The sequence below is a fragment of the Rummeliibacillus pycnus genome, from assembly GCF_050459865.1.
Classification (GTDB): domain Bacteria; phylum Bacillota; class Bacilli; order Bacillales_A; family Planococcaceae; genus Rummeliibacillus; species Rummeliibacillus pycnus_B.
In genome coordinates, this window is record NZ_JBCMNM010000099.1 from 1 (window position 1) to 9,616 (window position 9,616).

The 9,616-nt window shown below is 34.2% G+C and carries 8 protein-coding genes; 3 read left to right on the forward strand and 5 right to left on the reverse strand.

Annotated elements, in window-relative coordinates; genetic code table 11:
• Window positions 1-351: 351 nt before the first annotated feature.
• The 3 genes from ABE048_RS17975 to ABE048_RS17985 are packed head-to-tail and all read right to left on the reverse strand — an operon-like array spanning window position 352 to window position 4,311.
• Window positions 352-2,934: a YfhO family protein gene (locus tag ABE048_RS17975; protein ID WP_430312640.1), complete on the reverse strand. Its 2,583-nt coding sequence runs from the start codon at window positions 2,932-2,934 to the stop codon at window positions 352-354.
• A complete protein-coding gene (locus tag ABE048_RS17980) occupies window positions 2,915-3,292 on the reverse strand; it encodes a GtrA family protein (protein ID WP_430312641.1) in 378 nt (125 codons plus the stop codon). Before ABE048_RS17980 ends, ABE048_RS17975 begins: the two co-directional genes overlap by 20 nt.
• Window positions 3,289-4,311 carry a glycosyltransferase family 2 protein gene (locus ABE048_RS17985; protein WP_430312642.1) on the reverse strand — a complete coding sequence of 341 codons (1,023 nt, stop codon included), beginning with the start codon at window positions 4,309-4,311 and terminating at the stop codon, window positions 3,289-3,291. Before ABE048_RS17985 ends, ABE048_RS17980 begins: the two co-directional genes overlap by 4 nt.
• A 371-nt stretch (window positions 4,312-4,682) precedes the next feature.
• On the opposite strand from ABE048_RS17985, the gene ABE048_RS17990 reads away from it, so the two are divergent.
• Window positions 4,683-5,324 (forward strand): spore coat protein, encoded by a 642-nt coding sequence (locus ABE048_RS17990; protein WP_430312643.1) that lies wholly within the window; start codon window positions 4,683-4,685, stop codon window positions 5,322-5,324.
• Window positions 5,325-5,388: 64 nt separating this feature from the next.
• On the opposite strand, the gene ABE048_RS17995 is transcribed toward ABE048_RS17990, so the two are convergent.
• The gene (locus ABE048_RS17995) at window positions 5,389-6,903 is read right to left on the reverse strand and encodes a DHA2 family efflux MFS transporter permease subunit (RefSeq protein ID WP_430312644.1); all 1,515 of its coding nucleotides are present in this window, start codon (window positions 6,901-6,903) and stop codon (window positions 5,389-5,391) included.
• Window positions 6,904-7,067: 164 nt separating this feature from the next.
• Between ABE048_RS17995 and ABE048_RS18000 the strand changes: the two genes are divergently transcribed.
• A complete protein-coding gene (locus tag ABE048_RS18000; RefSeq protein ID WP_430312645.1) occupies window positions 7,068-7,976 on the forward strand; it encodes a TetR/AcrR family transcriptional regulator in 909 nt (302 codons plus the stop codon).
• Between the two features lie 109 nt (window positions 7,977-8,085).
• Here the strand turns inward: ABE048_RS18000 and ABE048_RS18005 are convergent, their stop codons facing one another.
• Window positions 8,086-9,252: a Ger(x)C family spore germination protein gene (locus ABE048_RS18005; protein ID WP_430312646.1), complete on the reverse strand. Its 1,167-nt coding sequence runs from the start codon at window positions 9,250-9,252 to the stop codon at window positions 8,086-8,088.
• A 48-nt stretch (window positions 9,253-9,300) separates the two neighbouring features.
• Here ABE048_RS18005 and ABE048_RS18010 point away from each other — a divergent pair, with 48 nt between their 5' ends.
• Window positions 9,301-9,489 carry a hypothetical protein gene (locus ABE048_RS18010; protein WP_430312647.1) on the forward strand — a complete coding sequence of 63 codons (189 nt, stop codon included), beginning with the start codon at window positions 9,301-9,303 and terminating at the stop codon, window positions 9,487-9,489.
• Window positions 9,490-9,616: the final 127 nt, after the last annotated feature.

Here is a 9,616-nt window from a genome sequence, read left to right on the forward strand (position 1 = left end):
AACGGACTAGACGAGACCCCACAGCGAGATTTTCTCTGCGACGAAGCTAGCGAAGCGATGCAGGAGCACAAGCGAGGAGGCTCGTCAGTTCGCCCACGGAAAGCGGAGCTAATTCCACTTCATAGACAATACTATAATAGATATGACATTTAACAATGACCTATTTAATGTTCGCGTTTTTCGGATAATCTTTGAATTATGAAATTGATTCAATTACCTATTTAATAAATTTTACTACTTTCAGCACGATAAGCACACAAACCGCATGAGCCAATTGTTATTGTCTCACACGGTTCGTTCTAGTACAGTTGCTAAAAAGTACTTCTTTCAAATATCAATCAAAATACCCTTTTACTTTAATAGCTTATTTCTTTTTCGTTGTCGATACACTCCATAACTAAAGAGGACAATTGAAATAAGCGAAATCAATAAACATATTTTCCAATAAGGTGGTTCATAATATAGTTCAATATTATTTACCCCATTCATTAATGGAATACCCATATATGCATAGTTTACTTTCTCAATCGCTACTTTCTTTCCATTAATCTGTGCTGTCCATCCTTTTTCATAAGGAATTGGTGTTACTAACATTTGATGACTATTAGTTGTTTTTACCACTCCGTTGGCATGATTATTTTGCCATTTAATATCTGCACTTTTACTATTTTTCAAGCTATTTGCTAAGGTCGAATAGTTTTCTTCATAAACTTGAATTTTAGATAAATGATACTTTCCTTTTGATAAGCGAATATGAATGGTATTTGCTCGATTAATATCAAACGTTAAATCATTGTATCCAGTACGATAAATAGATTTTGATCTTTTGCGCATCGTTTGATCTTCATTTACTTGAAGATTAAACGATTCTTTTTGATGAATTCCTTCAATGTGAAATTGAACATAAAGGTCTTTCGTATTTTGAGAAGGAGCAATATGAATATCTAATCCTCCATTTTCCTTCTGTACATTTAAAATGTCCCCATTCCACTTTGCATTCACTGTATTTATTTTTTTAATAGGGGTTGCAGGTACTTTAGATACTTGTGTATTCTGCTTGTCTTCTGTAATAACACCTTGTAGCATTGCATGTTCTTTTGCCAATACAGGCTTATTCTCTAAGTCTGTTGCTGAATAGAGAGCATCTGTCACACGAAATGCAGGCAATAACTCTTTGTTCTCATAGACATTATAATTTTTTGAGCTTTTCACTAAATTATAGTGATACGGAATTGATTGATTTGAATTCTTGCGCATATAGAACTGTGTTTGCCATAGAGACATTAAGTTTGTTCTCGCACCTAAAGTTGCATATCTACTAACACTTTCCTTCCCCATATCAATTTGGAGATCTCTTTGATACATATTCAGTACATCACCGTTTAACACACTAGAATAAACACTTTCCCCTTTAAAATCTTGTACGATTGGCGTGTTATTTCGATCATCCGCCATCCAGTCAATTCTTGCTGTGTCATTTGTTAAATGATGTTTCATATATTGAATTAATCGTTGTTGCTCAGATGAATTATACTTGTCCGATGCCATGAATTGGGTTGTTGAGGCGTATGAGTTTTTATCTACTTCAGTTAAACGAATTGCTTGAAACACATTTGCATACCCTATCATAAAGATGATTACGAATAGAATAGCGGAATTTTGTGATTTTCGCTTTGTTAATACAAAGCTAATCCCAATTATCCACAAAGCCGTCATTATGAAAATAACGCTATCTTTTCCCCACTTAAATGTTGGGTCTATAAAACTAACGATGAGCATGAAAATTAGAAAAACGGTCGATGTTCTTATAACGTGTCTCGCTTTCCAATATTCAAAGTGATCTATAGCAACAGCAAATACTCCAGCATAACCTAAAACCACAATGGCTTCCCAACGATTTTGTGGCGCTGAAAATCCATTAAACATACTACCAACATACGGTATGAAATGTAGAACAGTTCCGCCAATGGCAACTATAGCAAAGAATTGGAATGTCTTGTTTTGATATAATTTCTTGATACTTAATGCCACCACAACAAAGACCGGTAACCAGAGAATACGTGGATTAGAAAGTATATTATCTTGAATGTCTATCAATGGGATAGCATCTTTGTATGGTGGGCGAGAATTGTGTAAGTAACCCATAGCTGCTGGTATAAATGCAAAACAACCGATTCCTAATCCTAATAATCCACCACTTAAATAGCGTTGCAATTGCTTTTTCACTGAAAGTTCATGCTGTGTGCAATGAATAAACAAACGAATGATGATATAAAAGAAACCAATGAGTAAGTTCACATAAGCTAAATAGAAATTGTTGATAAATATAAGGGCAACAGCTACGACAAATGTAGTTGATGATTCTTTTCGTATAATTTTCTCAATACCTATTAATAATAAAACAAGCCAAAACATCGCATCCGTTAAGATATCCCAATACATTTCATGTCTAAAAAAGAAGGGACTTAATCCATAAATAACTGCTCCTACGTACGAAGCTTTTTTGGATAACTTCATCGTTTTAAAATAAGTGTATGCGACAACTAAAATTGCCGTTTGTTTTAAAATACTCATAGGTAAAATAAGTTGTACCCAAGTATTTAAATCTACTTGATATTTTGTAATAGATTCCACTATAAACAACAAGGATGCGACAATTAAAAAGAAAATATTTGTAGTGAAATAATAGGCTAATTGAGAAAAAATACCTCCACCAATTCCAAAATCATCTGCATAAAAGAAATTTCCTTGGGAATAGTTTTTATAGATGAATTGCTTAAAAGGTAGCATTTGCGAAAGACCGTCGTTAATACCTTTCATTACAAATCCATTCGGCTGTTGCCAAATAAAAAAGCCATGTGCCACGATCGAAATGAGGAGCATGCTTGCTATTAGCAATCCTTTTTGTTTCCATCTAGATTGGTTTTGAAACACGAATAACCCTCCTAGTGACAAAAAATGTAATCGGCACGCTGATTATTGCTGTTGCAAGTGGTGCAAGATATGGAGACATATGCAATGTTTTAACAAATACAACAAGGCAAATCAATTGCACGACAGTGTTTGTTATCTGCGTAAGTGGAAATAGTAAAAATGACTTCCATGAAGGTCTTTCCTTATACGTAAAATAGACGTTAAGAAAATAGGAACCAATCATACTTAAAACAGTTGCAATAATATGACTTGGTAAATAGCTGATACTACAAACAGAGTAAAACAAAACATACCACGCATAATAGTGGGCTGTATTAACACCACCCACTATTATAAATTTTAACCATTCCTTGTTCATCGTTGATCCTCTTTAGTACTATAAGCAAAAGCATTTTTTCTAAAGATTTCTTCAACATCTTTTGAAGATACAACGCGTGGTACAAATTTGGACGGACTAACCATATTTGATTCCTCAACAATATAATGAGGACGGTGTTTTGCTTCATTATAGATTCGTCCAATATATTCACCGATAATACCTAAACTTAAAAGCTGAACACCGCCAAGTAATAGCACGGCTGAAATGGTTGTAAAGTAGCCCGGCACTTTTATTCCTTCTGCAATAATGCCAACAAAAGTTGTTGCGATATACATTAATCCACAAAATAAAATGAAAACACCCATATACAAGCAAAGTCGAAGCGGTTTTGTGTTAAACGATAATACTCCGTCCAGTGCATAGGAAAATAAGTCAGAAAATGACCATTTACTTTCTCCATATTGACGTTCAACATTTTCATAAGAGAATGTTTTTTTGGACAAACCAATCCATTCATAAAGTCCTTTAGAAAAGCGATTATTTTCACTAAGCTGCAATAGTGAATCAACTGCTTTTCGACTTAACAAACGGAAGTCACCTGCACCATTTTCTAACTGTACTTCACTTAACTTATTTACAGAACGATAAAATGCACCTGTTAAAAGACGATGTAGTTTAGATTCGCCCTTTCGATTTCGGCATGCTACAACTTGATGATAGCCTTGCTCATATCCATTAATCATTTCTTTTACTAATGATGCTGGATGTTGTAAATCACTATCCATTAATATGACTGCATCTCCTGTTGAGTTCTGAAGTCCCGCATAGATTGCGGCCTCTTTTCCGAAATTACGGGAGAATGACACATACTTCACTTGCTTATCATGAATGGCTATTTCTCTTATTTTTTCTAATGTCCCATCTGAACTTCCATCATTCACTAGTAATATTTCATATATATAATCTATTGTGTTAAACTCACCTACAATTGAATCATATAATTTTTCAATGTTTTCTTCCTCATTAAACGCAGGAAGAATGAATGTTATTTTTTTCATGATTGCACCTCAATTAGAATGTCATTATAAATTTTGTTCATAGATCAGCAAAAGCATACGAATACATAAATTAGCCAACTGGTTTTGAAGATGAATACAATTAAACTCATGTATTAAATCATCTGAACTATCTATTTGCCCATTCCTTTGTGTACTTCATATTATAAAAAGCACATCTTAACTTTTTCATGAAAAAAGATAAACAAATTATTAACAATCGATAAAAACTTATTAAATTGAAAGTCATAAAAAACCTTTCATTTGGCATTCTAAATGTAGGTTGAAAAGTTTCAAATTGCATGTATCGAAGTGAATTCGTAGTCCATACTATTTTTGCGTGACAAGCGCTAAAATAAAAAGGAGGTCATATTTTGTCTCAACAACAACCACAAAATCAGATGAATAATGATCCAATGTATAATGTAGATTCAGCAAAATTTAATCATGGTGGACATGAAGTAATGGATATGCACGAAGCTCTATCCACAATTGTTGGTGGATTAAACCAATGCGTATTATTACGTGACCACATCCAAGATACCGAACTGCGCGATATTTTAGACCGCCAGTACAAATTTAGCTCAGACGAATACAATACATTAGTGGAATCATTCAAAACAGGTCGTGATCCTTCTCGCCCAACTGGTCATTATGAAATGAAGGAAAACAACAAATTCACTTATGGTGTACAACCTGGACAACCAAAAAAACCAATTACTCAAGCTAGTGAAATAAGTGATGAAATGATTTCTGGTTTCCTTCTTGGAATCCACAAAGAAACTGCTACTATTAAACTGGCTACAGCGTTGGAAACAACAAATCCAGTTGTTCGCCGCGTATTAGCAGACTCAATTCCAAACTGTATTGAAATGGCATACGAAGTGTCAATTTATCAAAACAGAAAAGGCTATTACCAAGTCCCTCAACTGTCTCCTCAAGATATGGCTACAATGACAAATAGCTATGGTGAAGCAACTATAAATACATCTCGCCAACCATCTCAATTTAGTTAATATAAATGAAAAAGCTCTCGACAAATTTGTCGAGAGCTTTGTTATTTATATCTATTTATTAACCTTAAGCACCTTTGCTTACTTTTACACGTTTTAGGAATAATGAAAGTATTAACGCTACCGCTGAAACACATGTAACTACCATAAACGTATGGTTAATACCATCTAATAACGCAGTTTGAGCAATATGTTCTTTTAATTGCGCAATTTGCTCTGCTGTTGGTGGAGTAGGAGTTTGACCAGCTTGTGCAGCTGCATGTGCTGCTTGAACTGCTTTTTCTTTCGCCTCAGCTGCTAATTCAGTTGCTCTTGTTTTAATATGATTATCCATTATTGTTACAAGAATTGCAGTACCAATTGCACCCGATACTTGTTGGGCTGTATTATTAATGGCTGTACCATGTGGGTTTTTATTCATCGGTAGTGAGTTTAAACCATTTGTCATGATTGGCATCGACACCATTGACATACCAAACATACGAACTGTGTAAATAGAAATAATGTAAGCGTAACTAGAATCTACTTTTAATTTAGTTAAGAAATAAGTAGCAACCGTCATAATTGTTATACCGACAAATGCTAAAATACGAGGTCCGAATTTATCAAATAGTTTACCGGTAATTGGCGACATGATAGCCATCACAAGTGCACCAGGTAACATTATTAATCCTGCGTGGAACGGAGAAATATGTCTTACACTTTGGACATATGCAGGAGTTAGAATCATACCAGAAAACATTGCTACTGATACAACGATTGAAATAACAGAACCTAATGCAAACATTGGATATTTGTAAATACTAAGATCTAATAATGGTTCTTCCATTTTCAATTGTTTGATAATGAATATAACTAAAGCAACTGCACCTACAGAAATTGTGCCATAAACCCATGGATCACTCCAACCTTTATCTCCGGCTGAACTGAAGCCATATAATAGGCCACCAAAACCAATTGTTGAAAGTACTAATGACATGTAATCTAGTGAAACTTTACGAGTTTCCATGACATTTTGTAATTTCCAAATACCAAATAATAGACTAAGTACGGCAAATGGAATAATCATTTCGAATAACATACGCCAATCATGGTGTTCAATAATATAACCCGACAATGTTGGTCCAATTGCAGGTGCTGCAATCATCACAAGACCAAACATCCCCATTGCTGAACCACGTTTTTCAATTGGGAAGCTTGTTAGCATAACATTCATCAATAAAGGAGAGATTGCTGCTGAACCAGCTGCTTGAACCATACGTGCTGTAATCAACATTCCGAAATTTGGAGCAATAGCTGCCAAAATTGTACCAATTGTAAATATTGACATTGCCGTAATAAACAACGTACGGTTTTTAAATCTTACAACCAAAAATGCTGATGCAGGTACTAAGACACCACTAACGAGCATATATCCAGTGGTTAACCATTGAACCTGTGAATAGGTAAGATCAAAATCTTTCATAATCGTTGGTAATGCTACGTTCATCAACGTATTATTTAAAAAAGAAACAAACGCACCTATAAACAAAATAGCAAGCATGCCATAAGGTGGCTTTTTCTGTATCGAGTCCTTACTCATAATTCCCCTCACTCTTTCTATCTGTAATCTATTTTTTAACGGTGATTTATATTTTATACTCTCGGTCTATTTTTTTCAACAGAAAAATTTCTGTAGGTAAAAAACGTTGATATGAAAGCGTTTTTGCTATAGAATAATGGTATAAATATTGTGAAGGTGAACTTATGAATACGCGTAAAAGAAAAGTACTCGACGTTGCACGTAGTTTATTTATTGAAAAAGGCTTTCTAGAAACTTCTATAATGGATATCATCAATGAAGCAAAAATCTCAAAGGGAACATTCTATAATTACTTCACTTCGAAAAATGAATGCTTAATTGCTATTTTGCAGGAAAGCCGAGAAGATGCTAGTAACATTAGACATGAACTTATCTTTGGTCAGGATCCTAAGGATATAGATATACTTGCAAAACAAATCGCCGTACTAATGTATATCAATCGTGAACAAAACCTATTGCAAATTTTTGAGTCTATTTACCATTCAAGAGATGAAGGCGTTAAAAAAGTTGTGATAAAGCATCATTTACAAGAACTTGATTGGCTCTCTACTCGATTAGTCGAAGTTTATGGTAATGAAATCAGTATTATGAGTTATGAATGTGCTGTTCAAGTATTCGCAATGATACAACACACCGTTCGAACCTTGGCAGTTGCTGATGATCGATATGTTGCACCTGAAGCTGTTATTAAAATTGTCAAAATGGCGCTTAGAAATATTGATGCCATTATTCCCCGAATGTTAGAAACGAAAGAAGTTCTAATAGGTGCTGAAACGATTCATTGTATAAAAAATAGTGTTGACCATAAAGTGGTTAATAAAAATATGATCATAAATCAACTAAAGGGTTTTATCGAAGGGCTTTCAAAAGATGATCCAAAAGATGGAATTGAATACGCAAATTATTTACTGACAGAATTACAACAAACAGAACCCAAATTATTCATAATTGAAGCACTTCTTACACCTTTCCGTAAATCATTTACAAAAACAACCCATGCTTCAGAAGCACGAGAAATCGCAAATTATATTTGGCGTCTTACCAAAGAAGAACATCCAATTGATGGAAATTAACAAAAAGCAGCTCGCCCCCTAAAATAGAGGACGAACTGCTTTTTTAATGTCTTATGGCAATATTAATATTATTTACTCTATCAAAAATATTTCATCAGCATGTTATTCTTTACCTTCTAATTGTTTCTTTAAAATTCTTTCTTCCTGAATACACTGATTGAACATCTACTTTAATATTACGAAGAGAATCCTCATGCAATTCAATCTTTCCTTTTTTCTGAAATTTCTTCCACGATTTTACATCTTTGCGATATAGATATTCGGATAGACGGTAGATATCGGTATCAATACTTAATCCTTCTTTAAAAGTAGTTTTAATTTCCTTTTTAACTTCCTTTTCCACTTCTTTTTTAATTGTTTTTTCTTTTATGCTTCCTTGGAATCCCCCCAGCTCTACTTCCATTTTTACATTTACATCAAAGTAAACAGAATTATTTTTAACAATTGGTGTTACTTTTACACCATTCACTTTTCCGTTAGCTGTAATAAAATGCTTTCGTTCAGACTCACCTTTATTCAGCATGATTGTCAATTCTGCTCTTTTGGTTTTCTTATCCATCCACGGTAATCCTTTTACTTTATCCCCTGAGATGTTCCCTTTAAATCCCTTTGAAGTAAGTACACTCACTCCATTTACATTAGTAGTCAAATTCTTTCCTTTTTCCGTTTCCCAATTTTGAAGAAGTGTCACGGAAGGGATAGCCACTTCATAACTCGGCTCTTCTAGTTTGAGTATTAATTGTCGCATATTCAACGGTTCAATCGTAGAATCTAACTTATATGAATTTAATGGATCTGATAATTTAGATAATGATATTGCTTTATTAAGAATAGGTGTTACTAACATTACTTTTTTCATAGGCTCATTTGTGCTATACACCCAAGTTAGATATCTTATATTTTGAAATCGCCCAAAGGGATTAATAAATGAATTCGTCTCTCCAGATTTAAGCAAATCTTCGGAGAAAACTATATATGAAAGATGCCCCCAATAAAGTTCTTCATCCATTGATTTGTACAAATTATAAAACGCTTCATGTTCTGTTTTACCAGACGAATGCCCCACTTCAGCCTGAATAGTATCAGGGTTACTTGGTTGTTCAGATTTTGCTATGCTTGCAAAACTAATAATTTGAGCATATATATGGTACTTTCCATCTTTATAATCCACACCAATTCCGTAAATATAGAGCATTCGTTCAGGTTCTTTCGTATCCCAACATCCTGATATAAGCGTCATAAGCATAAGAAGGAATATCAGTATTTTCTTATTCATTTTTTTCCTCTTTAGTCATTGTTTGATCTTGAGTATTAGTTTGACCCTGTGTATTGGTTTGTTCCTGAGTATTGGTTTGACCCTGTGTATTGGTTTGACTCTGAGTATTGGTTTGACCCTGAGCATTGGTTTGACCCTGAGCATTGGTTTGATCCTGAGTATTGGTTTGATCCTGAGTATTGGTTTGACCCTGTGTATTGGTTTGACCCTGTGTATTGGTTTGACCCTGTGTATTAGTTTGACCCTGTGTATTAGTTTGACCCTGTGTATTGGTTTGACCCTGAACATTGGTTTGACCCTGAGCATTGGTTTGACCCTGTGTATTGGTTTGATCCTGAGTATTGGTTTGACCCTGTGTATTGGT